Genomic DNA, 26091 nt, shown 5'->3' with positions numbered 1-26091 from the left:
GATGACGACCAAGCGGATCCTGCTGTACGCGGCGCTCGCGGCCGGGGCCTTCATCTCGGTCTTCCCCTACCTGCTGGTGGTGCTGACCGCGTTCAAGACCAAGGCGCAGCTCAACTCCACCGAACCGTGGCTGCCCGGCGTGCCCCCGACCCTGGACAACCTCGGCCGGCTGCTCGGCGGTGACTTCCCCCAGTACATCCTCAACACAGTGATCATGACCGTGCTGCTCACGCTGGGGCAGCTCGTGTTCACCACGTTCGCGGCCTACGCCTTCGCCCGGCTCCGCTTCCGCGGCCGGGACGTGCTCTTCTGGCTCTACATGGCCACGATGATGGTGCCGAGCGCGGTGACCATGATCCCCCTGTTTCTCATCATGCGCGAGCTCGACCTGGTCAACACCTGGTACGGGCTGCTGGCCCCGTACATTCTCGGCACGCCGTACGGCATCTTCCTGATGCGGCAGTTCTTCAAGGGGCTGCCCGCCGGCCTCGAGGAGGCCGCGCGGATCGACGGGGCGGGCCCGCTGACCGTGCTCGTACGGATCCTGCTGCCGCTCTGCCGGCCCGCCCTCGGCACACTGACGATCATCACGGTGATCTCGTCGTGGAACAGCTTCCTGTGGCCCCTCATCATCACCAGCGGTGACGCCACCAAGGTCGTCACGGTCGCGATCGCCGCGCTCAAGGTCGGCATCGGCGTCGACTACAACCTCATGATGGCCGGCGGCCTGATCGCGCTCGCCCCCATGGTGGCCGTCTTCGTCTTCTTCCAGAAGTACATCGTCCGGTCGGTCGTCCTCACCGGCCTGAAGTAGGAGAGCCCACGTGCGAACCCCCCGTCTGCGCCACGCGGCCGTGCTGGCCGGTGCCGCCCTGCTCACCCTGACCGCCTGCGGCTCCGGCGACGCCGGTGCCGGCGACGGCGGCAAGGTCACCCTGACCTACCGGCTCTGGGACGACCAGCAGAAGGTCGGCTACGAGAAGGTCATGGCCGCCTTCGAGAAGGCCAATCCCGGCATCGACGTCCAGATCGAGCTGCTGCCCTACGACCAGTACTGGACCAAGCTGACCGCCGACGTCGTGGCCGGCACCGCGCCGGACGTGTTCTGGATGACGCCCACCCAGTTCCCCGAGTTCGTCACCAAGGGCGTGCTCGCCGAGGTCGAGGCCGACACCGCCAAATACAACCAGACGGTCGTCGGCTCCTTCACCTACCAGGGCGAGCTTTACGGCGTGCCGAAGGACTGGGGCACCGTCGGCCTGCTCTACAACAAGGACCTGTTCGACAAGGCCGGCGTCGAGATGCCGGACCAGCTCACCTGGAACGCCGACGGCACCGGCACCCTGCTGGACGTCGCCCGCAAGCTCACCGTGGACGAGGCCGGCAAGCACCCCGACGAGGCCGGCTTCAATCCGGACAAGGTCAAATCGTACGGGTTCGGGTCCTGGAACCACTACCAGACCCAGTGGATGAACTGGGTCAACTCCAACGGCGGCAAGCTCCTCGACCAGCCGTTCGGCAAGTACACCTTCAACGACGAGGCGTCGGTCCAGGCGCTGCGGTTCGGTGTCGACCTGATCAACAAGTACCACGTGTCGCCGCCCGCCACCCGGACGAACCCGCCCACCGGCAAGATCACCGACATGTTCACCGCGGGCGAGGTGGCGATGTTCCCGGCCAACAACGCGCTGCTGCCGTTCGTCGCGCCGGGGGCCGGCTTCAAGCTGGGCGTCGCACCCATGCCGGAAGGACCGCAGGGCCGCTCGGTCAACCTCAACGGCCTGGCCGAAGCCGTCTACGCCAAGAGCGAGCACCCCGAAGAGGCGATGAAGCTGGCCGCCTACCTCGGCACCGCGGAGCCGCAGAAGATCATGGCCGACGGCGGCTACGTCTTCCCCGCACTCGACGGTCTCGCCCAAGGCTACGTCGGCTTCTGGAAGGCCAAGGGCATCGACGTCTCCCCGTTCCTGGAAGAGGCCGAAGGCACCACCTTCCCGCTGCCCGTCACCACCGGGTTCACCGGCTTCGAGACGAAGCTCAACCAGATCTTCAACGAGATGTACCTCGGCAAGCTCACCCCGAAGCAGGCGGCCGACCAGGCCGTGGCCGAAGGCAACGCGACCATCGAGTAGGGAGCCCCCACCCCATGATCACCCGGCGTGCGTTGTTCGCCGGGGGCGCGAGCGCGGGCTTGGCCCTCGCACTGGGCGGCAGCCCGGTGCGGGCGGCGGCCCGTCGTGCCCCCTTGTCCGATCCCTTCCAGCTCGGCGTCGCCTCCGGCGAGCCCACGTCCGACGGCGTGGTGCTCTGGACGCGGCTCGCCCCCGACCCGCTCGCCCTCGACGGCCTGGGCGGCATGCCGGACCGCCCCGTCCCCGTCAAGTGGCAGATCGCCAAGGACGAGAACTTCAAGAACGTGGTGCGCGCCGGCACCGAGACCGCCGTGCAGGAGGAGGCGCACAGCGTCCACGTCGAGGTGGACGGCCTCGACGCGGGCGCGGAGTACTTCTACCGTTTCCGCGCCGGCGGCGACATCTCCGAGACCGGCCGCACCATGACGGCGCCCGCCCGGGGCGTCCGTGACCGCGCGCTGAACCTGTCGTTCACCTCCTGCGCCGACTACCAGACCGGCTGGTTCACCCCGTACCGCCGGATGGCCGAGGACCAGCCCGACCTGATCGCCTTTCTGGGCGACTACATCTACGAGTACGGCGACTACAAGTACCCCGTACGCGACCAGGCCGGCGGCGAATGCCTCGATCTGGCCGGCTACCGGCTGCGCCATGCCCAGCACAAGGCCGACCCGGAGCTGCGGATGGCGCACGCCATCGCCCCCTGGGTGGTGGTCTGGGACGATCACGACATCGAGAACGCCTGGGCCGGCGACGTACCGGAACAGCCCGACCCGCCCTTCCTCAAGCGCCGCGCCGACGCCTTCCAGGCCTACTACGAGAACATGCCGCTGCGCCGCGCCCAGAAGCCGGACGGCTCGTCGCTGCGCCTTTACCGAAGCCTGCGCTGGGGCTCCGTCGCCAACCTGCACCTGCTCGACACCCGCCAGTACCGCGACCTGTACGCGTGTACCGGCAAGTCCGGCACCGTCGGCCCCGAGTGCCAGGAACGCTTCGCCCCCAACCGCACCATCCTCGGCCAGGAGCAGGAGGCCTGGCTCGACGGCGAACTGAAGGGCTCGGAGGCCACCTGGGACCTGCTCGGCCAGCAGGTGTTCATGATGGAGATGGACTGGACCAACGGCGAGGGCAAGGGCTACTCGAACGAGGGCTGGGACGGCTACGTCGGCTCCCGCGACCGCCTGGCCGCCGGCATCGACGCCTACCGGCGCAACGCCGTCGTGCTCACCGGCGACGTGCACTCGCACTGGGCCGGCGAGATCAAGCGCGACTACCGCGACCCCGGGTCGAAGTCCGTCGCCGTCGAGCTGGTCACCACCTCTGTCACGAGCGCGGGCGACGGCCTGGACGAATACCCCAACACGCAGATTCTGCTCGACGAGAACCCGCACGTGAAGTTCTTCAACGGCCGCCGCGGCTACGTCAGGACCCGGATCAGCGACAGCGAGATGAAGGTCGACTTCCGCTCGCTGGCCCGCGTCACCGAGCCGTACGCTCCCGCCTACACCTCCGGCTCGTTCGTCATCGAGCCCGGCGTCCCCGCTCTCAACCCGATCTGACGGGATCCTCCCATGCGTCTCGCGCCGGCTGCCCTCGCGGCGGCCCTCCTCGCCATGCTCTCCGTGCCGTCACCCTTACCCGCCGCCGCCGAGGTCCCGTCCCCGGCAGCCGCGCAAGCGCCGCCCATGGGCTGGAGCAGCCGCTCGCTCGGCTGCTCGGTCTCCGCGACGTCCGTCCGGCAGGCCGCCGACGCGCTGGCCCCGCTCGCGCCGCTCGGCTACCGGTACGTCATCCTCGACGACTGCTGGCTGGCCCCGCAGCGCTCCGGCGGCGCGCTGGTCGCCGACCCGGCTCGCTTCCCCGGCGGAGTCAAGGCCCTGGCCGGCTACGTCCACGGCAAGGGGCTCAAGCTGGGCCTGAGCCTCTCAGCCGGGACGAAGGCGTGCGCCGGCGGCGGCCCAGGCTCCTACAAGTCCGAGGCCGCCGACGCCGCTCTCGTCAAGGGATGGGGCGCCGACTACGTCAAGTACGACTGGTGCTCCATCCCCGCGGCCGACTTCCCCGGCAAGAACGTCCAGCAGATAGCCCAGACCCTCTACCCGCGCATGCGCCAGGCGCTCGGCGACGGCGTCGTGTTCGCCATGAACAACGAGGACGGCAGCACCGTCCCCTGGCTGTGGGGCAAGGACGCCGGCGCCACCACCTGGCGGACCAACCTCTACAACAAGCCCATCGCCGACAACTACCCGAGCATGGTCTCCATCTGGGAGTACAACCAGCTTCGCGCCGAGTACGCCGGCGCGGGCAGTTGGGCGGACCCCGACCTCATCCAGGCCGGCCTCGGGGGCATGACCGCCACCGAGTACCGCGCCCAGTTCTCCCTCTGGGCCATCGGTGCCGCACCGCTCATCCTTCAGGCCGACCCGGCCAAGGCACCCGCGGCGATCGTCGCCAACCCCGCCGTGATCGCCGTCGGCCAGGACCGGCTCGGAGCGCACGGCAGGCTCGTCCGGTCCGACGGCTGGTACCACGTGCTCGTCAAGCCCTTGGCGAACGGGAACCGGGCCGTGGTGCTGTTCAACGAGAGCGACCGGGCCGCGACGATCTCCACGGACCTCGGTGCGGGCCGCCACCTCGTCGAGGACCTGTGGACCGGCGCGGTGACAGGCACGAAGGGCGCTCTGGCCGCGCAGGTTCCCGCCCATGGTGCCGCCATGTACCGGGTGCTGGACGATCAGACCCGGGTTCCGCTCGTCACGTTCGAGGTGGACCCGTCCCCGCTCGGCGACGACCGGCCGACCGTACTGGAGCCCGGCAAGACCGGCGAGATCAGCACCCGGGTGACCAACACCGGCGCCACCCGGCCGGTGCGCGACCTGACCGTACGGCTCACGGTCCCGCAGGGCTGGCAGGTCACCGCCCGTACGCCCGCCACCACCGGACAGCTGAACGGCGGGGAGACGTTCACCGTCACCTGGGCCGTCACGCCGCCCGCCACCGCGGCTCGCACCGACCACCCGCTCAACGCCACCGCGACCTTCGAGGGCGGCCAGGTGCCGGGGGCCGCGGTCGTCAAGGTCGCCGCGGCGCCCGGCTCCGGCACCACCTACCTCAGCGACCTGACTTGGACCGCCGTCCAGAACCACTTCGGCCCCGTCGAGAAGGACACCTCCAACGGCGAGGCCGCCGCGGGCGACGGCAAGCCGCTCACCATCGCCGGCGTCCGGTACGCCAAGGGCCTCGGCGCGCACGCGCCCGCCGAGATCGAGTACTACACCGCTGGCCGGTGCACCACGCTGCAGTTCCTGGCCGGCATCGACGACGAGGTCGGCCAGGCCGGTTCCGCCCGCCTGGAGGTGTGGGCCGACGGCGGTCGCGTCGCCCGGTCCGGGCTCGTCACCGGGGCCGGTGCCGCCGTGCGGGTCACGGCCTCCATCCAGGGCGCCCGCCACGTGCGGCTGGTCGCCGGCAACGGCGGCGACAACGCCTACTCCGACCACGTCGACTTCGCCGACGCCACCATCACCTGCACCTAGGGGTCGGCTCCACCGACGCCGGCATCACCTGCAACCAGGGGTCGACTCCACCGACGCCACCATCACCTGCGACCAGGGGGAACCTGTTCATGATCGTGCCCAAGCCCGTCCACTGCCAGGCCCGGCCGGGACACTTCGTCCTCGGCGGGCGGACCGCGCTCGCCGCCGACCCGGCGCTCGGCGACGTGGCCGCCTGGCTGCGGAGCGAGATCGGCCCCGTCATCGGCGGCGACCTGCCGCCCGCCGCTCCAGGGCCGGGCACGATCACGTTCGCCCTGGACGATCTGCCGCGCGAGGCGTACCGGCTGACGGTGGCGCAGGACGGAGTCCGGATCGCGGCAGGCGGCCCCGCCGGAGCGTTCTACGCGGCGCAGTCGCTCCGGCAGCTCATGCCCCCGGCCGCCTACCGCAAGGCCGGCCCGGGCGGTGAGCTGGAGATTCCGGCCGTCCACATCGAGGACGAGCCACGCTTCGGCTGGCGCGGCTGCCTGCTCGACGTCGCCCGCCACTTCATGCCCAAGCATGACGTGCTGCGCTTCGTCGACCTCATGGCCATGCACAAGCTCAACGTGCTTCACCTGCACCTCACCGACGACCAGGGCTGGCGCGTGGAGATCCGCCGCCACCCCAGGCTCACCGAGGTCGGCGCGTGGCGCGCGCAGAGCCAGACCGGCTGGAACGGCCCCCTCGACGGCCGGCCGCACGGCGGCTACTACACCCAGGACGACCTGCGGGAGATCGTCGCCTACGCCGCCCGCCGGCACATCACCGTCGTCCCCGAGATCGACCTGCCCGGCCATACCCAGGCCGCCATCGCCGCCTACCCCGAGCTCGGCAACCTGGACACGCCCCTCGGCGTGCGCACCGGCTGGGGTGTCGGTGTGAACGTGCTCAACGCCGAGGACAGCACGGTCAAGTTCTTCCAGGACGTCTTCGACGAGGTGCTGGAGCTGTTCCCCAGCCCGTACGTGTGCGTGGGCGGCGACGAATGCCCCAAGGACCAGTGGCGTGACAGCCCGGCCGCGCAGCGCCGCATCCGCGAGCTGGGCCTGCGCGACGAGGAGGAGCTGCAGAGCTGGTTCATCCATCAGTTCGACGCCTACCTGACCGCCCGCGGGCGGCGGCTCGTCGGCTGGGACGAGATCCTCGAAGGCGGGCTCGCGCCCGGCGCCGTCGTCGCCTCCTGGCGCGGCGACCTTGGAGCCGTCGCCGCCGCCAGGAACGGGCACGACGTCATCAGCACTCCCAGCACCTCGGTCTACTTCGACTACCGGCAGGGGCCGGGCGAGGACGAGCCGGTCCCGTTCGGCACCGTGCTCTCGCTGGAGGACGTCTACGCCTTCGAACCGATCCCCGCCGAACTGCGCGGCGACCCCGCGGCGGAGCGGGTGCTCGGCTCACAGTGCGCCGTGTGGACCGAGCTGATCGATTCTCCCCGGCAGGTCGACTACATGGCCTTCCCCCGCCTGACCGCTTTCGCCGAGACCGTGTGGAGCACGGCCGACCGCGACGCGGCCGACTTCCTCCGCCGGCTGGAGGCCCACCTCGATCGGTTGGACGCGATCGGCGTCGAGTATCGGCGCGAGAGCGGGCCGCTGCCCTGGCAGACCCGCCCGGGCGTCCCCGGCCGGCCCGAGAGTGCCGACACCTGGCAGCGCAAGATCGACGCCTGGACCGGTAACTTGCGTCGCTCCTGATGATGTCCCGAAGCTCAGCCGTCGGGGCTGACCTGGGGTTCGGCGTTTCCGCTCTGCGAACGGCCCCATGCCGCACGGCCGCTCCCCTGCAGGGTGGGACGACGGCCGGATCCGATTTCCGCTGTCGACAGCGGGGCTGCCATAGTCGCTGGATGCATCATCGTCCCCGCACCTGGGTTCTGCGACGGTTGCGGTCACTGACTTGGCTGGAGTTGCTCAACATCCCCCTTCAAGCGGTGATCTGGTTCGGCTCGGTGGGGTTTCCGGTGACGGTGGCGAACAGCGTGGGCTTCGCGTTGTTCGCGCTTCTCCTACTGGAGGGTGCAGGGTACTGGTTCGCCAAACACCGCCAGATCGCCACGCACGACAAGTCCCTCCCAGGAGCTGGAGCCTTCGCGGTCGCCCGCAGGGGTAACGTCGCCGCGCTGGTCGTTGGATTGCTGTTCATCGCCTGGGCAGTGGTGAACGAAGCTGGCCAGGCCTGGGGTTCGGACTGTTCGCGGTGCTGGAGCATGTGAACTACTTCCACACCCAACTCATGTACGACACCGCTGAGGATCTCCGCTACCCGCGCTCACGTGGCGCTGCCTGTGCCGCTTGCGGATCGCTCACTTGGACCACTCCCCGATCGTGTCGTGCGCGGTTGTCTGGATCAGCAGCCGGAGCTCGGCGGCCTGGACGTTGGCGCCGAAGGCGGCGGTGCCCGGCTCGAGCCGGACGCCCTCGGCGAGGGGTCCGATGGGCAAGGGGTCGAAGCCCAGGTCGTCGACGAGCGCCGCGACCTCGGTGACGTCGGCGTCGCTGTCACCGGCGACCGCGATCGCCTTGCGGCCCGGTGTGCCGGCGGGCCGGCTCTCGTCCTCCAGGTCGTGGTACCCCATGTGGTTGAAGGCCTTGACGACGCGTGCGCCGTCGAGGAAGCGCCGCACCTCCTCGCTGGAGGAGACGCCGGGCACGAGCAACCGCTCGCGGGGCCCGTCGACCTCCCACCAGTGGTTCATGGCGTCGATGACGAGCTTGCCGCGCAGCTCGCCGGTCGGGAGCGCGCGGTACTTGCTGAGCGGGAGCGCGAGGATCACGACGTCGGCGTCCCGTACGGCCTCGACGGCCCGGACGGCGGTGGCGCCGGGCGTCAGGACCTCGATGGTGAGGGCGATCCTGGCGGGATCCCCCGACCCCGCGACGAGTACTCGATATCCGGCGGCGAGAGCGAGGCGGGCCAGGACCGTGCCCACCTTGCCGGCCCCGAGGACGCCGATCGTGCGTACGGCCGTGCGCCCCGTCATCGGGCCGCCTCCACCGTGCCGGACACCGTGCTGTGCCGCTCGGCCAGCAGTTCGCGCACCATCGGGATCACCTTGGTGCCGTACAGCTCGACGGCGCGTAGCCGGTAGCCGGCCGCGACGGTGCCGGCGGCGGAGTAGATCAGGTCGAAACGCCCGACGTCGAGGGTGCGGATGGCACGGGCCATCCTGCGCGCGACCGTCTCGGGTGAACCGACGTAGAGGGAACCGTGCTCGACGTCGGCCTCGAATTCCGCACGCCGGAGAGGGGGCCAGCCGCGCAGGGCGCCGATGCGGTCGCGCATCTCCTTGTAGCCGGGCCAGAAGAGTCGCTTGGCCTCCTCGTCGGTCTCGGCGACGAAGCCGGGCGAGTGCATCCCGACCGGGTAGGCGGTGGTCCCCAGCTGTTCCGTGGCGCGCCGGTACAGGTCGATGTACGGGGCGAAGCGGTCGGGCGCGCCGCCGATGATCGCGAGCATGAGCCGGAACCCGTACCGCGCGGTACGGATGACGGACTGGGGCGACCCGCCCACACCGACCCACGTCGTCAGCCGCCCGGACTCCGTCTTGGGGAACACGTCGGCGTCCTTGAGCGCAGCGCGCGTGGTGCCCTCCCAGGTGACCGGTCCCTCGTCCAGCAACTTGTGGAACAGGTCGATCTTCTCCTCGAAGAGGATCTCGTAGTCAGCCAGGTCGTACCCGAACAGCGGGAACGACTCGGTGAACGACCCGCGGCCCAGGATCACCTCGGCGCGCCCGTTCGAGAGCGCGTCCACCGTGGCGAAACGCTGGAAGACGCGCACCGGGTCGTCGGAGGACAGGACCGTCACCCCCGAGGCGAGGTGGATGTGTTCGGTCCTGGTGGCGATGCCGGCCAGCACCGTCTCGGGAGTGGAGATCGAGTACTCGGGACGGTGGTGCTCACCGAGGCTGACGGCGTCCACGCCGACCTGGTCGGCGAGCACCGCCTCTTCCACGACAGCGCGGATCGCCTGAGCATGGGAGACGACCTTCCCCTGATCGTCGCGAGGCAGGTCGCCGAAGCTGTCTATGCCGAACTGGACGGCGGCGCTGTCGGTCATGGGTTCGCTCCTTGGGAGATCCGTGTGCGATGGGATTGACGTGTCAATCGCCTAACGTATGTAGTTGATGTGTCAATTCCCAGGAGGTGCCATGGCTCAGAAGAAGCGCCGCACGATGCCCACGCGCGAGGAACTGCGCATCTGGCGCGACTACATCGAGACCGCCGAGACCTTGCGCACCCTCCTGGAGGGACGGCTCCAGAGCGAGTCGTCCTTGTCCTCCGCTGACTATCGAGTGCTGCTCGCGCTGAGCGAGGCGGATCGAAAGACGTTGCGCTCCTCCGAGCTGGCCCAGCTGATCGGCTGGCAACGCAGCCGCCTGTCACACCACCTGGGGCGGATGGAGAAGCGGGGGCTCGTATGCCGGGCCCCGTGCCCCGACGACGTCCACGGCATCGATGTGCGGCTGACCGACCTCGGGGCGGAGTCGTTCCAGCGCGGCTCACGCCCGCACCTGCGTGACGTGCGCGAGCTTTTCGTCGACGCGCTCACCCCGGAACAGCTGGCACAGGTCGACGAGTTCACCGGGGCCCTACGCCGGCATCTCGACCTCGAGCCGTAGCACGCGCATCGCCTCCGTCAGCTCCCGGCGGGGATGGCGTCCTGGCTCGGCGCGCGCCGCGGTAGCCGTACTCCTCGCCCGCGCTCTGCAGCGGAACGACGACGATCGTGGCCGCGAACATGACCAGCAGGTCGGCGACCGCCCAGTTCCCTGCCGGGGATGGCTCCAGGGCGGCGAGAACCGTCAGGTAAATCGCCCAGACCGGTGCGAGGAAGAGGATCGCCCGGCCGAGGACCGCCGGCCGGAACGCCCCGGCGACGGAATGCAGCCAGCCGCCCTTGACGCCGTACAACCGGCGCTGGATGAGCATGCTCCAGGGGATCAGCAGCGCGGTGGAGGCGAAGGTGGTGGCCATCGTGACCGGCGTGAACTCCGTACCGCCCGTCACGACGCTGTCTCGTCCGAGCAGGAGGTCGATCTGGCCCCCGAGCTGGGCGAAGGCAGCGCCGAAGCCCAGCAGGCCGGCGTGCAGCAGCACTATCGCGAGGATGCCACGGCCGATTCGGCGCTTCTCCCCCGCCAGCACCAGGTGATACGGCACGCCCTCAGGGATCGGTCTGGGCCGACCCTCCGGACCGCCGGCGGACGAGGTCCCGGACAGATCAGGCATGGTGTGTCTCCTCGAGAAGGCGTGCGCGGGGCCCGAGAGATCCCCGTCGTGCCGGGATGCCGCTCGCGCCCCGACGCGCCGACCACACCCGGACGCGGTGAGGTCCTGTCGCTGTTCGAGATTGTCCGTGGGCCGTTCGAGAGCCGGCGTCAGCACATGGGTGCCAACGCCTGCCACCGGAGTCTCCGCAGCTCAGTGGCACCATGGAATGGACGGCGGCCTCCCGGAGGTTGCAGGACAAGCAGTCGTTCATGGAAGAAGGCGTTTCGCATGTCAGCGCAGGCCCGTGCGGCCCGGCTCATCGTGCAGGCTCTGGAGGCGGAGGGCGTCGAGTACGTCTTCGGCATCCCGGGCGAGGAGAACATCCATTTCGTCGACGCGCTCAGCGACTCCCCCATCCGCTACGTCCTCGTACGTCATGAGCAGGCCGCGGCGTTCATGGCCGAGATGTACGGCAGGCTGACCGGCAAGGCGGGGGTGGCCTCGGCCACGCTCGGGCCCGGGGCGATCAATCTGCAGCTGGGCGTGGCCGATGCCACCACCAACAGCACCCCGGTCGTGGCGATCACGGCGCAGGTCGGGCTCGATCGCATCTACAAGGAGTCGCACCAGGTGGTGGATCTGGTGTCGTTGTTCAGGCCGATCACGAAGTGGTCGGAGCTGGCGCCGTCGGCGCAGGCGCTGCCGGAGCTGATCCGTAAGGCGTTCAAGACCGCTCAGACCGAGCGGCCGGGCGCGGTCTATCTGGCCATTCCCGAGGACGTGGAGTCGGCGCCGTTGCCGGAGGGGCTGCGGCCGCTGCCGGTGAACGTGGTGCGGCCGCAGGATCCGTCTCCCTCGCAGATCGCCCGGGCGGCCGAGGTGCTGGCGGGGGCTCGCCGGCCGATCGTGCTGGCCGGGCACGGTGCCAGCCGGGCCGGGGCTTCCGAGGCGCTGGTACGTTTCTCCGAGCGGCTCGGGCTGCCGGTGGCGACCACGTTCAACGGCAAGGGTGTCTTTCCGGACGATCATCCGCACGCGCTGGGCGCGGTCGGGTTCATGCGGCACGACTATGTGAACTTCGGCTTCGACGAGGCCGACGTGCTCATCACCGTCGGGTACGAGCTGCAGGAGTTCGACCCGGTCAAGATCAACCCGAAGCGGGACAAGAAGATCGTTCACGTGCATCAGTTCCCGGCCGAGGTGGACGACCACTACCCGGTCGCCGTCGGCGTGCAGGGTGACGTCTCGCGTTCGCTGGACGCGCTGGCCGGTGCCGTGGATCGGCGCTTCGAGCTGAACGGGACCGGGGAGCGGATCCGCCGCATGCTGCGGGAGGAGCTGGAGCAGGGACGCGAGGAGGGCGGGTTCCCGCTGTCGCCGCGCCGGGTGGTGACCGACATCCGCGAGGCCATGGGGCGCGAGGACATCGTGCTGGCCGACACGGGCGCGGTGAAGATGTGGATGGCCCGCATGTATCCCACCTACGAGCCCAACACGATGCTGGTCTCCAACGGGCTGTCGTCCATGGGGTTCTCGGTACCGGGCGCGCTGGCCGCCAAGCTGGCCTTTCCCGGGCGCAAGGTGCTGGCGGCGACGGGTGACGGGGCGTTCCTGATGAACTCGCAGGAGCTGGAGACGGCGGTGCGGGAGCGGATCCCGTTCGTGGTGCTGGTGTGGGTGGACGGCGCGTACGGGCTGATCGAGTGGAAGATGGATCTGGAGCTCGGCCGCAATTCGCAGGTGGCCTTCGGCAACCCCGACTTCGTCAGGTACGCGGAGAGCTTCGGGGCTCGGGGGTATCGGGTCACGAGCGCGGACGAGTTGCTGCCGACGTTGCGCAAGGCGCTGGACGATGATGTGGTGTCGGTGGTCGCGGTGCCGGTCGATTACTCGGCGAATCTGCAGTTGACCGACAAGCTGGGTGAGCTCACCGGCCCCTTCTGAGCCTCCTGTGGAATGGCCCGCGCGGCGCGGAAAGTGCGCGCCGCGCGAGCCGGTCAGCCGGCCAGGCGGGGGACGATGCCGGAGGTGTGCAGCCGTTCGCGGGCGGCTTCGATGGCCGCGCCCGTGGTGGCGAACACCTGCCCGGCCTGGACCAGCCGGGCGATCACCCCGAGCGCCTCCAGCGGCTGGTGGCCGTCGTCGGGGATGCCGGAGACGTACACCAGGATCCCGCGTTTCTCCAGCCGCGCGATGGCGTCGCCCAGGGCGCGGGCGCCGCTGGCGTCGATGGTGGTGACGCGGCGCAGGCGCAGCACCACGACGGACACGCCGGTCACCTCCGACAGCTCGCGCAGGAAGCGGTGGGCGGCGGCGAAGAACAGCGGCCCGTCGAGCCGGAAGGTGACGATGTGCTCGGCGAGCAGCGCGTGCTCGTCCTCGGTGTGCTGCGGCTGCAGGTCGTGGCGCAGCGGCTCCTGGTCGAGGCGGACATTGCGGGCGATCGCCCGCAACGCCAGCGCTCCGGCCACCACCAGGCCGAGGATGACGGCCAGGACGGTGTCGAGGGTGAGGGTGGCGACGGCGGTCAGGACGAGCACCAGGCCGTCGCCGCGGGTGCTGCGGAACATGGCGCGTACGGCGTCCTTCTCCACCATCCGCACGGACGTGGCCAGCAGCACGCCGGCGAGCGCGGCGAGCGGGATCTTGGCGACGAGTCCGGCGGCCAGGTAGACGATGACGCCCAGGATCAGGGCGTGGGCCAGCGCCGCGAGCCGCGAGTGGGCGCCTGAGCGCACGTTGACGGCGGTGCGCACGATGGCGCCGGTGCCGGGCATGCCGCCGAACATCGGCGTGACGATGTTGGCGATGCCCTGGCCGAACAGCTCCCTGTCGGGGTCGTGCCGGTGGTGTCCGGTCATGTTGTCGGCGACGGCGGCCGACAGGAGCGACTCCAGCGCCGCCAGCGCGGCCACGGCGACGGCCGGGGCGAGCAGCGACGGCAGCACCTGGAGGTCGAGGAACGCCAGCGACGGCGCGGGCAGCCCGGCGGGCAGGTGGCCGATCCTGGCCAGCGGCAGCCCGGCCAGCTCCACGACGAGGGTGACGGCGGCCACGACGACGAGCGAGAGCGGCAGCGCCGGCCGTACGCTCGCCACCACCAGCAGCACCGCCGCCACGGTCAGCGTGGTGGACATGGCCCACCAGTGCGGCCTGGACAGGAAGTCCATGACGGCGTGCCAGGCCACGACGGCGATTTTGTCGCTGTCGTGGGCGGGGACGCCGAGCGCGTGCGGGAGCTGCTGCAACGCGATGACGCCGGCCATGCCGACGGTGAAGCCCGCGACGACGGGCGCCGGCACCAGGGCCATGTAGCGGCCGGCGCGCGCCAGGGCCAGCCCGACGAGGAGCAGCCCGGCGAGCAGGCCGACGGTCAGGACGCCGGTGGCGCCGTGGGCGCTCATGATCGGCATGAGCACGACGGTCATGGCGCCGCTGGTGCCCGACACCTGCAGGGCCGAGCCGCCGAACAGCGCGGCGAGCGCTCCGGCGACCACGGCGGTGGCCAGGCCGGAGGTGGCGCCGAGGCCGGAGGAGATGCCGAAGCCGAGCGCCAGCGGCAGCGCGACGATCGCCACCGTGAGCCCGGCCAGCAGGTCGTCACGGGGACGGTCGCGCATGGCGGCCAGCGCGGCGCGTTCGGGCAGCACGTTGCGGACGCGGCCCCAGCCCGCGGCGAGCACCGCGCTCACGTCGTGTCACCGTTCGAGCCGATCCTGTGACTGCATGCACGCATGAAAGGTTCGCCCATGATCACTCCTTCTGGGTAAAGACAACCCCGCGTTGTCCCCAATTGCATAACTCTGCAATTGGTGAAGAGATCGTCAGCGTATCAACTGCACCCCGTCTCACCTGGCCAAACTGGACGGGGAAAGGTGTTCGCCAGGCGTGAAAACGCCCCTGGACAAAGTCAGGCGGGCAACATCGCGAAGGCCCGTCCGGCCGCGCGCACCGCCTCCGGCTCCACCTCGGCCATCGGGCGGCCCTCGGCGAGCATCGACCAGTTGCGCCGGGCCAGCACCCGTTGCGTGGCCATCACCTGGCCGGCCAGCAGCGCGGCGGTCAGGCGATCATGGGATCCCTCCAGCGCCTCCGCCAGAGCCTCCTCGTCGCGGGCCATGTGCTGGTGCAGCCGCGCCAGCAGGCTCGGCGCGGTGGAGAACACCAGGCGGTGGTACGCCACCACGTCAGGGTGGTCGTTGAGCCCCGTGACGGGGTCGTGCGCGGCCAGCCGGTCGAGGAAGTGGCGGCGCAGCGCCTCCAGCGGGCTCAGCCCCGGCTCCCGCTCGCGCACCACCCGGGCCGACTCCCCGAGGTGGTCGGCGATGCGGTGCAGGACCAGGTCCTCCTTGGACGCGAAGTACTTGAACAGCGTCGGCTTCGAGACCCCCGCCACCGCCGCGATCTCCGCCACGGGCACCGCGTCGAAGCCGCGCTCCAGGAACAGCCGGATGGCCGCCTCCGAGATCGCCTCGTGCACGCGCCGCCGCTGCAGTTCCCGCAGTCCCGTCATGGACGCACTCTACCAAAGTGTTAACCTGGTCAATCTCTTAACCCGGTTAATGTTTCTGGAGGCGTGATGGGAACGCTCGACGAGGAGCGCGAGCATGTCGAACGCTGCCGGGCCGGCCTGCGCAGGATGCTGGACGGCGCACGGGACAACGTGATCGCCGGTGAGACCGTGGCCGGCGACCGCTACAGCGCCGAACGCCTGGGACGCCACCTCAAGAGCCTGGCCAAGGAGCTGAGCGAGGCGCCCGACGGCCCGCCGTTCTTCGGCCGGCTCGACTTCGGCCCGGACTCGGCCGAGCACGGCGGGCGCGCGTACCACATCGGCAGGCGGCACATCAGCGGCGAGCACGGCGGCCCGCCCGAGGTGATCGACTGGCGCGCGCCGGTCGCGCGGGCGTTCTACCGGGCCAGCGCCCGCGACCCCCTCGGTGTCGCCGTACGCCGGCGTTTCGGCTGGTCGGACGGCATGCTGACGAGCTTCGAGGACGAACGGCTGGCGCGCGGCGAGGAGGGCGGAGGCACGCTGCTCGCCGCCGAGATCGAGCGGCCCCGCGTCGGCCCGATGCGCGACATCGTCGCCACCATCCAGCCCGAGCAGGACGATCTCGTACGCGCCGAGCTGGACACCTCGATCTGCGTCCAGGGCGCGCCCGGCACCGGCAAGACCGCCGTCGGCCTGCACCGGGCCGCCTACCTGCTCTACGCGCACCGCCGCCGTCTCGGCCGCGACGGCGTGCTGGTGCTGGGCCCCAACCGGGCCTTTCTCGGCTACATCTCCGCCGTCCTGCCCGCGCTCGGGGAGGTGGACGTCGAGCAGACCACGCTGGAACGGCTGCTCGGAACGGTCCCCGTCACGGCCGAGGACGCGGAGGAGGCGGCCTTGGTCAAGCACGACGTACGCATGGCGCAGGTGCTGCGCCGGGCCCTGTACGGCCGCGTGCGCAAGCCGGTCGAGCCGGTCGCGGTCGCCGACGGCTCCTACCGCTGGCGCGTGCCCGAGGACGAGTTGCGCCGCGTCGTGGACGACACCCGGCGCGAGTCCCTCCCCTACGGCGTGGGCCGCGAACGGGTCAGGGCCCGCGTGGTGGCGGCCGTGCGCCGCCAGGCCGAGTCGCGCGGCGCGACGGCGAACGCCGCCTGGCTGCGCCGGATCGGCCGCGGCGTCACCGCGTGGCTGGACGGCGTCTGGCCCGCCGTCAAGCCGCAGGAGATCCTGTACGAGGTGCTGCGCGGCCCCTCGGGCGACGCCCCCGACCCGGCGCGCGGCGTGCTGACCGAGGCCGAACGCGCCGCCGTCACCTGGGCCAGGCCGCCTCGAAGCGTCAAGAGCGCCAGGTGGACGGCGGCCGACCTGGTGCTGCTGGACGAGCTCGCCGGCCTGATCGCGCGTCCGCGCGGCTATGGGCACGTCATCGTGGACGAGGCCCAGGACCTGTCGCCGATGGAGTGCCGGGCCGTGGCCAGGCGCAGTGAGCACGGCTCGCTGACCGTGCTGGGCGACCTGGCGCAGGGCACCACGTCGTGGGCCGCCACCTCGTGGGCGCCGCGCATGGAGCTGCTGGGCAAGCCGGACGGTGAGGTGATCGCCCTGACGACCGGCTTCCGGGTGCCGGCGGCGGTGGTGGCGCTGGCCAACACGCTGCTGACGGCGCTGAAGGCAGAGGTGCCGGCGACGCGCTCGTACCGCTCGGACGGACGGCTGCGGGTGACGCGCGCCGCCGGGCTGGGCGAGGGAGTGGTCGCGGCGGTGCGCGACGCGCTCACGTTCGAGGGCTCGGTCGGGGTGATCGCGGCCGACGCCGAGGTGGAGGCGCTGACGTCCGCCCTCTGGAACGACGGCCTGGACGTGAGCGGCCGGCTCGGCGTCGTGCCCGCCTCGCTGTGCAAAGGCCTGGAGTACGACCACGTCGTCCTGGCCGAGCCGGCCGCCATCGCCGAGGCGGAGCGGCGCGGGCTCAACCGCCTGTACGTGGCCCTCACCCGTGCCGTCTCCCGCCTCGACGTCGTGCACGCCCGGCCGCTGCCGCCGGAGCTCGTCCTGCCCGCCGCAGCCACCTGAAATGGGCAGACGCCGGGTACGCGTGGCTCGACAGGGCCTGCCGTCCGGTGTGTGATGTGGTTCACCCTGAGGAAGGAGCCGCCCGTGACCGCTTCGCAGGACCCGCCCCCAGGCGGCGACCCGGGCCGGCCGCCCCCGCCGGCTCCCGCGCGCCGGCCCAGGGTGAGCGACCAGGTCCTGTCGATCATCGGGTTCGTCTGCGCCGTGGTGGCCGTCCTGTACGTCCCGGTGCTGTTCGGCCTGGCGGGCGTCGTGCTGGGGATCGTCGGCCACACCCGCGGCGAGCCCCTGGGCCGCTGGGCGGCCATCGCCGCGGGCGCGGCCATGCTGGCCGGCACGATGCTCAGCATCCTGCTGGTCCCGCGCTGACGTACGGATCCAGGGCCGTCCGTACGGCCCCGTGCGATCCTTGAGGGGTGCTTTCGCCCATCGACGCGCTGCGCGAGCAGGTCACCGCCCGGCTGTCCGCCTTCGACCGCCGTCAGGTCCCGCCGGCCGGAGGCGTGCGCCGCGCCGCCGTCACCGTGTGCGTGCTGGAGGACGCCGGGGGCGGCCCGTACGTCATCGTGATCCGGCGCGCCGCCAGGGGCCGCAACCCCGGGCAGTGGGCGCTGCCCGGCGGGAGGGCCGACGACGGCGAGCAGCCCGTGGCGGCGGCGCTGCGGGAGCTGGCCGAGGAGACCGGCGTCACCGGCGTCGAGGTGGCCGGGCTGCTCGACGACTTCGTCACCGACTCAGGGTTCGTGATCACGCCGGTGGTGGCGTTCGGCGGCCGGCAGGAGCCGGTGCCCGATCCGCGCGAGGTGGCCTCGGTGCACGCGGTGCCGGTGGAACGCTTCCTGGCGCCGGGGGTGCCGCGCTGGAAGGGGAAGCTGCTGCAGATGCCGCTGGGGCCCTCCATCGTGATCCACGCGCCGACGGGGGCGATCCTGTGGCAGTTCGCCGAGGTGGCGTTGCGCGGGCGCGAGCAACGGGTCTTCGACGTGGCGCAGCCCCACTGGACCAGGACCTGAGGGTGGCTCAGCCGCAGTGGAGCGAGGGCCTGATGCGCGGCCCGGCCGCCCTGGAGCGAGGGCCTGAGGGCCCGCGACCTGTCGAAACCACGCTCAAAGCGGAGGCCGCGATTACCTTTCCTGCCGGACGGTGTGCTTAACTCAAGATTGCCGATGTGGTCTGTGTCCCCCGGGCCGCAAATTACCGCCTTCACGGAATACCGTTCGGCTGGAGCCGTGTTGTGCACCTCGCCGAGGAGGCGACCGCCACATCGGCCTAAAAGCTTTCCCAGGCGTCCCGCCGCACCGGCGGGACGCCTGCTTTATTGTGGGGTGGCCGCCCGCCCGATGATCAGGAGAGCTCGTTGCTGTACGAAGTGGTCAAGTTCGCCTCCGCGCCGCTCGCCAACGCGATGTGCCGGCCGCACATCTCCGGCGCGGCGCACGTGCCGCGGACCGGCCCCGCGATCCTGGCCGTCAACCACCTCTCGATCCTCGACTCGTTCCTGCTGCCCGCGCTGCTGCCGCGCCACGTGACGTTCACGGCCAAGAACGAGTACTTCTCCGGCAACCCCGTCTCCGGCTTCTTCATGCGGCTGGGCGGCAGCCTGCCGATCGATCGCGAGAGCGCGCACGCCGCGCAGGCCATGCTCGACGACGCCGCCGCGCTGCTGGAGCGGGGTGAGCTGTTCGGCATCCACCCCGAGGGCACCCGCTCCCCCGACGGCCGCCTCTACCGCGGCAAGATCGGGGTGGCCTGGCTGGCGCTGAAGACCGGCGCGCCGGTGCTGCCGGTGGCGCTCAGCGGCACCGAGAAGGTGCTGCCCGTGGGCGCGAAGGTGCCCAGGCCCGCCCCGATCGGCATCACGATCGGGGGGCCGATGCGGTTCGAGGGCGACCACACCAAGGCGCGCGACCGGCGGCGGGTGACCGACGAGATCATGATGGCCATCCAGCGGCTGTCGGGCCAGGAATACGTGCCGACCTACGCGGCCAGTTACAAGGCGTCCAATGGCATGTCATAGCACGACGCCGGGCTCGGACGCCTGGCGCCGGGAAACGGGGGGCTGATCAGTGGCACGGGGTCGTACCATCGCGATCGTTTCCGGCGCCACCGTGCTCGCGGTGGGGGCCGCGGCCGGCGGTGCGTACTACGTGCTGCACACCAGGGGCACCCCGGCCGAGACCGCGCAGCGCTTCGCCGCGGCCTGGCAGGCCGGCGACAAGAGCGCCATGACGCGCGAGCTGGCCACGCCGCAGCAGCTGGGCGCCTACGACCAGCAGCGCAGCGCGCTCGCGGTCGAGTCGGCCGCGATCAAGCTGGGCCGGGTCGCCGAGGGCGACGGCCGCGCCACCGTCCCCTACACCGCCACGCTCAACCTGAAGAACCTCGGCGAGTGGACCTACGAGGGCGAGATCGGCCTGGTGGTGGCCGACCGCACCTGGAAGGTCGACTGGAAGCCCACGACGCTGCACCCGTCGATGACGCAGGGAGCGGCGTTCTCGCTCAAGACCAGCTGGCCGGACCGTGCCAAGATCACCGACGCGTCCGGCGAGCGCATCGACACCGGCACGGTCGGCGGGTCGGTCCAGCAGCTCGTCGGCTACCTCGACAAGGCCACCAAGAAGGACGTGGCCAAGCTGGGCTCGTCCTACAAGGTCGGGCAGGCGGTGGGGCGCGGCGGGCTGCAGGAGACCTTCCAGAAGCGGCTGGCCGGCCGGCCCGCGACCGAGATCCGGCTCGGCGACAAGACGCTGAAGACCATCGAGGGCGCCGACGGCGAGCCCGTCGAGACCACGCTCGACCCCGAGGCGCAGGCCGCCGCCGTGACCGCGATCAAGACCGTCAAGAAGCCCGCCTCGCTGGTCGCGATCCGGGCTTCGACGGGCGGGATCCTGACCGTGGTCAACAACGTGGGCGGGTTCAACCGGGCGCTCGACGGCCGCTATCCGCCGGGCTCGACGTTCAAGGCGGTCACCGCGATCGGGCTGCTGGCGGCCGGGATGTCGCCCGAGGACAAGGTGACCTGCCCCATGTACGCCACCGTCGGCGGGCTCAAGATCCGCAACTCCGACAAGGAGGAGTTCGGGAGCCTGTCGTTCCTCGACTCCTTCGCCCACTCGTGCAACACGACCTTCGCGCCGCTGGCCGAGCAGAAGCTGGGGGCCGACAAGCTGCTCGAAGCGGCCGAAAGCGTCGGCTTCAACCAGCCGCTCAGCATCGGCGTGCCCGCCGCCAAGCCCAGCTTCCCCAAGGCCGCGTCGGACGCCGAGCTGGCCGCCGAGGCGTTCGGGCAGGCCAGGATCACGGCCAGCCCGCTGACGATGGCCTCCGTCGCCGCGGCCATCGCCGACGGCACCTGGCGTCCGCCGACACTGGTGCCCTCGATCAAGCAGAAGGCCACCGAACGCGAGCTGCCCGACGGAGTGAAGTCCGGGCTGCACACGATGATGTCGGCCGTGGTGACCAAGGGCACCGCCAAGTCGGCGGGCCTGCCCGCGGGCACTCACGGCAAGACGGGGACTGCGGAGTACGGGACGGGCGAGAAGCTGGAGTCGCACGCCTGGTTCATGGGGTTCAAGGGGGATGTCGCGTTCGCCGTGGTCGTGGAGGGCGGGGGCGGCGGCGGGGCGGTCGCCGCCCCGGTGGCGGCCACGTTCCTCAAGCACTTGTGACGTTTCAGGCGTTTTGCCGTCAGGCGTCTTGCAGGAATCGGCGGAGTTCGGCGGCCACCCGGTCCGGGTGGCCGCGCTGGGCGGTGTTGGAGGTGGCGCTGTGGTCGAGCCCCTCCATGAGCACGCGGCGGGCGCGCGGCAGGACCCGCTCCAGCCCGGCGAGTGCCGAACGCAGGTAGGCGGGGCTTCTGGTGCCGCCGAGCAGCAGCACCTCGGCCCGCACCTGGCTGTATATCGCCAGGTCTCCCGCGGCCCGCGCGGCCAGCTCCAGGTCCTGGCGCAGCGTCGGCGCCAACTGCCCGAACGACTGCCCGTCCTGGCGCTTCAGCATCAGGGTGGTGAGCAGTTCCAGCACCCGGCGGGGCAGGGCCTGGAAGATCGGCGGGCCCAGCCGGGCGGCCTTCATGCCGGTGACGAGCGCTGCCGCGGTCCTGCCTGCGGCCAGCTCGCGGTCAAGGCGCGGCAGGCAGTCCGGCGGGAAGGCGTCCGCGTCCTCGAACAGTGGGGGCTCGAAGGCGACGGCCTTGCGTACGTCCAGGCGTTCGAGCAGGGTGCGCAACATGATGATCGCGCCTGAGCTGACGCCGGCCACGTACGGCGCTCGCGTGGCGTCGAGCAGCGCCTCCAGGTCCTCGATCTCGCTGCGCAGACCGTAGCCGGGGCCGGCCGGGCCGCTGCGGCCCCGGCCGCGGCGGTCGGGCAGGTAGCAGGTGAAGGCGTCGGACAGGGCCTGGGCCAGCTCGATCTGACTGTGTCCGGTCTGCATGGCGCCGTGCAGGATCACCAGGCCGGGGCCGCGCCCGACCTGGTGGTAGGCGATCTCGGTGCCGTCGGCTGACGTGACGGCGCCGAGGGTGGTCGTGGTCATGAGGGCTCCCATCGTTTCCGTACGGGAGGTCCGTACGGTCGGCACGCGAAGGAAGCCCGGCTATCGTAGAGCTGCCCTCTCGTGGGCCGGGGCTCCGCTTCGCGGGTCTTTCGGTCGGCGAGGTCTCCCGGCGGTGGTGTTGCCGCACCTCCGCCGGGCTTTTCACTCTTCTGTCGCTCCCCTTTCGGCGAGTTCGGCGAGGCCGGGCGGCATGCGGCCGGTCCGGTGGAAGTCGCGCCAGGCGTCCAGGCCGGGGAAGGTGCCTTCGGCCAGCTCCGCCAGCAGCGAACGCACCCAGCCGGCCTGCGCCTCCAACATCGCCAGCGCGTACTCGGACTCGACGAGGAACAACCTGGGCAGCTCGTCCCGATGCTCCTCCAGCGCCCGCCGGTCGGCCTCGATCCGCTCCTCCAGCGACCCGAGCCGGCTCCGCAGCAGCTTCGTCACCTCGTCGGGGGCCAGGCCGCCCATCACCGACAGGCCGGCCTCGAACGAGGACGGCTCGCGCTTGGGGGTGGACAGGAGCGCCCGGGTCCAGTCCTCGGCCTCTCTGCGGCCCGCCTCGGTGACGCGGTAGACGGTCCGCTCGGGACGGGCGCCCTGCCGGCCGCTCTCGACCGCCTCCAGCAGGCCGTGTTTGTCGAGGTTGCGGACGACTGTGTAGAGGGTGCCCCATTTGATGGGCATGTCCTGGTCCTTGCCACGGGCGCGCAGGATGGAGGCCATCTCGTACGGGTGCATCGGGCGCTGGACGGCGACGGTGAGCACGGCCAGAGCCAGCAGGTTGCTCACCGGACGCCGCTCGGCCATGCCGCACACTCCCTCACTCTATTACTCGTCTGCGAGTATACGGCTGCGAGTATCTACTCGGCAAGGGCCGTTCGGGGCTCGGCGTACGGCATGGGCGGCGGCCAGGAGTGAGAGGCCGAGCCAGATGGACGGGAGGTCACGGGTGTCCGCGGGAAGCGCGCTGGAAACGACGACCAGGAAATGCTCGCTGTTCAGCACTCTGCCGAAAGCATTCGCCAGGACGTTCACGCACCCGCCCGCGATCAGAAATCCGGTCACGGTGTGAGTGAACGTCGTCCGCGCCATTTGCCCGTCAGCGCGACCAGCAGGGCGAGAAACACGAACAGCAGGAGTACGGACTCGATTACGGTCAGCCAGAAAACCGACGAATTCCCGCGCACCAGCATGGAGGCGAGCGCGCCGAGCCCCAGGCCGGCGTCCGGGCCGGCGTCTGGCGGACGGTGCTCAGGAGGAGCGGTGCCACGGCCACTGCTTGGGACCTCGGACTTTCGGTCTGGAAAGGGTGCTGTGGTCGGTCAGCGGCCGGTTGTGCCGTCGATCAGTTCGCGCAGGATGTCCGCGTGGCCGGCGTGGCGGCCGGTCTCCTCGATCAGGTGAGTGAGCGCCCAGCGGACGCTCGGCCCCGGACGGCCCGTCCTGGGCAGCGGGGCGGCGAGGTCGGTGCAGCGGTCGAGGACGTCGTTCGCGCGCTCGACGGTCCTGCGGTAGCGCTCGACGACGTCGGCGACGCTGTCCGCCGGCGCGGCGTGGAACGTCGCCTGCCAGCCGGTGACCTCCTCCCCGAGGAAAGTGGCGCGTTCGACGGAGGTGAGGTGGTTGAGCAGGCCGAGCAGGTTCGTTCCGGAGGGTACGGCGGGCGTACGGACCTGGGGTTCAGGGGCGCCGTCGACTTTCGCGGCGATCGAGGCGCGCAGGTAGTCGAGGAAGCCGCGCAGGACCTCGATCTCGGTGCCTCCGGTACGGGGCGGCGAGGTGTCGCGGCGGCGGCGGGAGGCGGTGGTCATGGTGATCTCCTTCGTACGGGAACGGCTCGGGCGCGGGGCCGGACCGGGCAGCGGCGTCGCCGGACTCGGGCCGCCGCACGGCCGGGCTCGGTCCGTGCGGCGGTGCCGTGTGCACGGGCCGACGCGTGATCGGTCAGGCCGTGCGGCGGATGAGGAGGACGTGATCGATGACCTCGGCCGTGCGGCCGCCGGGTCCGGTCGCGATTCGGCGGGGTGTGTCGGCGCGCTCGACCGTCCACGCCGCCGGGTCCAGGCCGATGCCGGCCGCGATCTCCTGCGGGGACGGATAGTGAGCGTCGGGGTCTTGGTTCCATGACCACGGCATGGTCGAACCGTGATCGACGACCAGCAACCGCCCGCCCGGACGCAGCGCGTGTGCGGCCGTGCGCAGGACGGCCGCGCGGTCCACGTCGAACGGGGTGTGCAGGTAGTGGGCGCAGATCAGGTCGAACTCGCCCTGTGGGAACGACTCGTGCAAGGCATGCCGTTCGGTGACGATCCGATCGTCCAGGCCGGATGAGCGGGCGAGGGCGGCGAGCCGCTCGACCGCGACGGCCGAGATGTCGACGGCGGTGACGTGCCATCCCTGGCGGGCGAGCCACAGGGCGTCGCCGCCGTCGCCGCAGCCGAGGTCCAGGGCGTTGCCGGGCAGCAGGCCGGCGATCGTCTCGGTGAGTCGGTCGTTCGGGCGCGGGTCGGTGGCCGCGGGCCGGGCCGCGTAGACGCCGTCCCAGAACGTGGTCATGTCGGTGGTGCTCATCGAAACTCCCTCTGCTGCCGGGTGGCTGCGCTCATCGGAACGTTCGCGATCCGAAACGCGCCCCAGGACGGAACGCGCTCGGGTCGAAACACGCTTCGGGCCAGAACGCGCCCAGCCCAGAACCCCTTCTGACCGGAACGCGCTCTGGCCGGAACGCGTGTCAGGTCGTAAGGTGCTGCGGGCCTGAACGCGCCTCAGGCCGGAACTCGCTCAGTCTCGCCAGCCCTGCCCGATTTGGCACGCGTTCTTGCGGTTCTGGCAAGATGGCCTCGTGGACGGCGCGACGGAGGAGGTCCTCGACGCGGTGGGGCCGCGGCTGCGGGCGCTGCGCCGTGCGCGCGGGATCACCCTGGCCGACCTCGCTGCCACGACAGGGGTGTCGGAGAGCACACTGTCGCGACTGGAGAGCGGGCAGCGCCGGGCGACGCTGGAGTTGCTGCTGCCGCTGGCCCGCACCTACGACGTCCCGCTGGACGACCTCGTCGGCGCCCCGCGCACGGGTGACCCCCGGATCCATTTGAAGCCGATCCGGCGGCACGGGATGATCTTCGTTCCACTGTCCCGGCGGCCTGGCAGCACGCAGGCGTTCAAGATGATCATCCCCGCTCGGCCGGAACCGCTCGAACCGACACCGCAGACGCACGAAGGCTTCGAATGGCTGTACGTGCTCAACGGCCGCCTGCGGCTGGTGCTCGGCGAGCGCGACCTGACGATGACGGCCGGCGAGATCGCCGAGTTCGACACGTCGCTGCCGCACTGGCTGGGGAGTGCGGACGGTGGCGCGGTGGAAGTGCTGGTCCTGTTCGGTCTGCAAGGAGTACGCGCGCACGTACGCGCCCGATCTCGGCGATCGTCCCACGACGAAAGCTAGACGCGGCGGAAACCAGTACGTCGCGCTCTGGGGCCGCAGGTCGTGCGGCACCCCGGTTCGTCCCTGGAAGCGGATCGCGTTAACGATCTCACGTAACTCCGTAGTTGCCCCCATGACCGCTGACGGACGAGTGCGCGGCCTTCCACGCCGCACTCTGCGAGCGGCCCCATGCCGCACGCCCGCTCCCACGCCGGGTGGGACGACGGCCGGATCCGATTTCCGCTGTCGACAGCGGGGCTGCCATAGTCGCTGGATGCATCATCGTCCCCGCGCCTGGGTTCTGCGACGGTTGCGGTCACTGACTTGGCTGGAGTTGCTCAACATCCCCCTTCAGGCGGTGCTCTGGTTCGGCTCGGTGGGGTTTCCGGTGACGATGGCGAACAGCGTGGGCTTCGCGTTGTTCGCGCTTCTCCTACTGGAGGGTGCAGGGTACTGGTTCGCCAAACACCGCCAGATCGCCACGCACGACAAGTCCCTCCCAGGAGCTGGAGCCTTCGCGGTCGCCCGCAGGGGTAACGTCGCCGCGCTGGTCGTTGGATTGCTGTTCATCGCCTGGGCGGTGGTGAACGATCCGGGGGCTGGAAGCTGGCCAGGTTTGGCGTTCGGACTGTTCGCGGTGCTGGAGCATGTGAACTACTTCCACACCCAACTCATG

The 26091-nt window shown here is 70.9% G+C and carries 25 protein-coding genes; 15 read left to right on the top strand and 10 right to left on the bottom strand.

Annotated elements, in window-relative coordinates; all coding sequences use genetic code 11:
* Position 1: 1 nt before the first annotated feature.
* From ABFX54_RS26265 to ABFX54_RS26240, 6 genes are all read left to right on the top strand, one after another.
* Entirely contained in the window at positions 2-814 is an 813-nt protein-coding gene (locus tag ABFX54_RS26265) for a carbohydrate ABC transporter permease (RefSeq protein ID WP_346108978.1), read from the top strand.
* 10 nt (positions 815-824) lie between these two features.
* Positions 825-2132, top strand: coding sequence for an ABC transporter substrate-binding protein (locus ABFX54_RS26260; RefSeq protein WP_346108977.1), 1308 nt, complete (start codon positions 825-827; stop codon positions 2130-2132).
* Between the two features lie 14 nt (positions 2133-2146).
* Positions 2147-3691 (top strand): alkaline phosphatase D family protein, encoded by a 1545-nt coding sequence (locus ABFX54_RS26255; RefSeq protein ID WP_346108975.1) that lies wholly within the window; start codon positions 2147-2149, stop codon positions 3689-3691.
* 12 nt (positions 3692-3703) lie between these two features.
* Positions 3704-5668, top strand: coding sequence for an NPCBM/NEW2 domain-containing protein (locus ABFX54_RS26250; protein WP_346108973.1), 1965 nt, complete (start codon positions 3704-3706; stop codon positions 5666-5668).
* Positions 5669-5757: 89 nt separating this feature from the next.
* Entirely contained in the window at positions 5758-7365 is a 1608-nt protein-coding gene (locus tag ABFX54_RS26245) for a beta-N-acetylhexosaminidase (protein WP_346108971.1), read from the top strand.
* Positions 7366-7517: 152 nt separating this feature from the next.
* Complete coding sequence (locus tag ABFX54_RS26240) at positions 7518-7883, top strand: hypothetical protein (protein WP_346108969.1); 366 nt, start codon at positions 7518-7520, stop codon at positions 7881-7883.
* 90 nt (positions 7884-7973) lie between these two features.
* Here the strand turns inward: ABFX54_RS26240 and ABFX54_RS26235 are convergent, their stop codons facing one another.
* Positions 7974-8651, bottom strand: a complete 678-nt coding sequence (locus tag ABFX54_RS26235; RefSeq protein ID WP_346108968.1) for an NADPH-dependent F420 reductase — start codon at positions 8649-8651, stop codon at positions 7974-7976.
* Positions 8648-9730 carry an LLM class flavin-dependent oxidoreductase gene (locus tag ABFX54_RS26230; RefSeq protein WP_346108966.1) on the bottom strand — a complete coding sequence of 361 codons (1083 nt, stop codon included), beginning with the start codon at positions 9728-9730 and terminating at the stop codon, positions 8648-8650. Before ABFX54_RS26230 ends, ABFX54_RS26235 begins: the two co-directional genes overlap by 4 nt.
* A 91-nt stretch (positions 9731-9821) precedes the next feature.
* Here ABFX54_RS26230 and ABFX54_RS26225 point away from each other — a divergent pair, with 91 nt between their 5' ends.
* Positions 9822-10292, top strand: a complete 471-nt coding sequence (locus tag ABFX54_RS26225; protein WP_346108964.1) for a MarR family winged helix-turn-helix transcriptional regulator — start codon at positions 9822-9824, stop codon at positions 10290-10292.
* On the opposite strand, the gene ABFX54_RS26220 is transcribed toward ABFX54_RS26225, so the two are convergent.
* Positions 10252-10833, bottom strand: a complete 582-nt coding sequence (locus ABFX54_RS26220; protein WP_346108962.1) for a hypothetical protein — start codon at positions 10831-10833, stop codon at positions 10252-10254. The two genes, ABFX54_RS26225 and ABFX54_RS26220, sit on opposite strands and share 41 nt — an antisense overlap.
* Before the next feature lie 339 nt (positions 10834-11172).
* Here ABFX54_RS26220 and ABFX54_RS26215 point away from each other — a divergent pair, with 339 nt between their 5' ends.
* A complete protein-coding gene (locus ABFX54_RS26215) occupies positions 11173-12828 on the top strand; it encodes an acetolactate synthase large subunit (protein ID WP_346108960.1) in 1656 nt (551 codons plus the stop codon).
* Positions 12829-12881: 53 nt separating this feature from the next.
* Here ABFX54_RS26215 and ABFX54_RS26210 read toward each other — a convergent pair whose 3' ends face one another.
* Positions 12882-14504, bottom strand: coding sequence for a SulP family inorganic anion transporter (locus tag ABFX54_RS26210; RefSeq protein ID WP_428834575.1), 1623 nt, complete (start codon positions 14502-14504; stop codon positions 12882-12884).
* Positions 14505-14794: 290 nt separating this feature from the next.
* The gene (locus tag ABFX54_RS26205) at positions 14795-15397 is read right to left on the bottom strand and encodes a TetR/AcrR family transcriptional regulator (RefSeq protein ID WP_346108957.1); all 603 of its coding nucleotides are present in this window, start codon (positions 15395-15397) and stop codon (positions 14795-14797) included.
* Between the two features lie 66 nt (positions 15398-15463).
* Here ABFX54_RS26205 and ABFX54_RS26200 point away from each other — a divergent pair, with 66 nt between their 5' ends.
* The 5 genes from ABFX54_RS26200 (at position 15464) to ABFX54_RS26180 (ending at position 21123) form a co-directional block, all read left to right on the top strand.
* A complete protein-coding gene (locus tag ABFX54_RS26200) occupies positions 15464-17455 on the top strand; it encodes a HelD family protein (RefSeq protein ID WP_346108955.1) in 1992 nt (663 codons plus the stop codon).
* An 84-nt stretch (positions 17456-17539) separates the two neighbouring features.
* The gene (locus ABFX54_RS26195; RefSeq protein ID WP_346108953.1) at positions 17540-17824 is read left to right on the top strand and encodes a hypothetical protein; all 285 of its coding nucleotides are present in this window, start codon (positions 17540-17542) and stop codon (positions 17822-17824) included.
* Between the two features lie 47 nt (positions 17825-17871).
* Positions 17872-18468, top strand: coding sequence for an NUDIX hydrolase (locus tag ABFX54_RS26190; RefSeq protein ID WP_346108951.1), 597 nt, complete (start codon positions 17872-17874; stop codon positions 18466-18468).
* Between the two features lie 344 nt (positions 18469-18812).
* Entirely contained in the window at positions 18813-19472 is a 660-nt protein-coding gene (locus ABFX54_RS26185) for a lysophospholipid acyltransferase family protein (RefSeq protein ID WP_346108949.1), read from the top strand.
* 49 nt (positions 19473-19521) lie between these two features.
* Positions 19522-21123, top strand: coding sequence for a penicillin-binding transpeptidase domain-containing protein (locus tag ABFX54_RS26180; protein WP_346108947.1), 1602 nt, complete (start codon positions 19522-19524; stop codon positions 21121-21123).
* A gap of 19 nt (positions 21124-21142) precedes the next feature.
* On the opposite strand, the gene ABFX54_RS26175 is transcribed toward ABFX54_RS26180, so the two are convergent.
* The 5 genes from ABFX54_RS26175 to ABFX54_RS26155 all read right to left on the bottom strand — a co-directional run bounded on the left by ABFX54_RS26175 (position 21143) and on the right by ABFX54_RS26155 (position 24565).
* On the bottom strand, positions 21143-21991 hold the full coding sequence (locus tag ABFX54_RS26175) for an alpha/beta fold hydrolase (RefSeq protein WP_346108945.1): 849 nt from the start codon (positions 21989-21991) through the stop codon (positions 21143-21145).
* 162 nt (positions 21992-22153) lie between these two features.
* Positions 22154-22801, bottom strand: coding sequence for a PadR family transcriptional regulator (locus ABFX54_RS26170; RefSeq protein WP_346108943.1), 648 nt, complete (start codon positions 22799-22801; stop codon positions 22154-22156).
* Between the two features lie 254 nt (positions 22802-23055).
* Positions 23056-23187, bottom strand: coding sequence for a hypothetical protein (locus ABFX54_RS26165; RefSeq protein ID WP_346108941.1), 132 nt, complete (start codon positions 23185-23187; stop codon positions 23056-23058).
* A 129-nt stretch (positions 23188-23316) separates the two neighbouring features.
* Entirely contained in the window at positions 23317-23805 is a 489-nt protein-coding gene (locus ABFX54_RS26160) for a DinB family protein (RefSeq protein WP_346108939.1), read from the bottom strand.
* 133 nt (positions 23806-23938) lie between these two features.
* Complete coding sequence (locus ABFX54_RS26155; protein ID WP_346108938.1) at positions 23939-24565, bottom strand: class I SAM-dependent methyltransferase; 627 nt, start codon at positions 24563-24565, stop codon at positions 23939-23941.
* 271 nt (positions 24566-24836) lie between these two features.
* On the opposite strand from ABFX54_RS26155, the gene ABFX54_RS26150 reads away from it, so the two are divergent.
* Together ABFX54_RS26150 and ABFX54_RS26145 are read left to right on the top strand one after the other, a co-directional pair.
* The gene (locus tag ABFX54_RS26150; RefSeq protein ID WP_346108936.1) at positions 24837-25436 is read left to right on the top strand and encodes a helix-turn-helix domain-containing protein; all 600 of its coding nucleotides are present in this window, start codon (positions 24837-24839) and stop codon (positions 25434-25436) included.
* A gap of 253 nt (positions 25437-25689) precedes the next feature.
* A partial coding sequence (locus tag ABFX54_RS26145; RefSeq protein ID WP_346108934.1) for a hypothetical protein occupies positions 25690-26091 on the top strand: 402 nt, incomplete at its 3' end.

Origin of the sequence: Nonomuraea maheshkhaliensis (genome assembly GCF_039529435.1) — a bacterium.
Classification (GTDB): domain Bacteria; phylum Actinomycetota; class Actinomycetes; order Streptosporangiales; family Streptosporangiaceae; genus Nonomuraea; species Nonomuraea maheshkhaliensis.
The sequence above is the reverse complement of the archived record's forward strand: the minus strand, read 5'-3'. Positions and strand labels throughout refer to the sequence as shown.